Genomic DNA, 329 nt, shown 5'->3' with positions numbered 1-329 from the left:
AGGGACAGCAATTGCCGGCCGGTGTCGATGTGGAGAAGGAGACGGTCCTGACCGGGCAGGTCACCGATGGCAGCGGCGCGCCGGTTCCCGGTGCCTTCGTGCGCCTGCTCGACTCGACCGGTGAGTTCACCGCCGAGGTCGTCACCAGCGGTACCGGTGACTTCCGCTTCTTCGCGGCGCCGGGCACTTGGACGCTTCGCGCGCTCAGTTCGCTGGGCAACGGCGACGTGATCGTCACGCCGGAAGGCCCGGGCGTCCACTCGAACACCATCACGGTGGTCAAGTAGCACCAGGCAGCCGGAACAACGGCGGGGCCCCGCACCAGCAGG

1 protein-coding gene is annotated in these 329 nt (G+C 68.7%); it reads left to right on the top strand.

The features are described from left to right. Positions 1-287 (top strand): DUF1416 domain-containing protein (locus B4M62_RS11045; protein WP_290707650.1); only part of this gene is annotated, 287 nt, incomplete at its 5' end. Positions 288-329: the final 42 nt, after the last annotated feature.

Origin of the sequence: Gordonia sp. UBA5067 (assembly GCF_002414845.1) — a bacterium.
Classification (GTDB): domain Bacteria; phylum Actinomycetota; class Actinomycetes; order Mycobacteriales; family Mycobacteriaceae; genus Gordonia; species Gordonia defluvii.
Note: the sequence above shows the minus strand (reverse complement) of the source record. Positions and strands in the feature narration are given on the sequence as shown.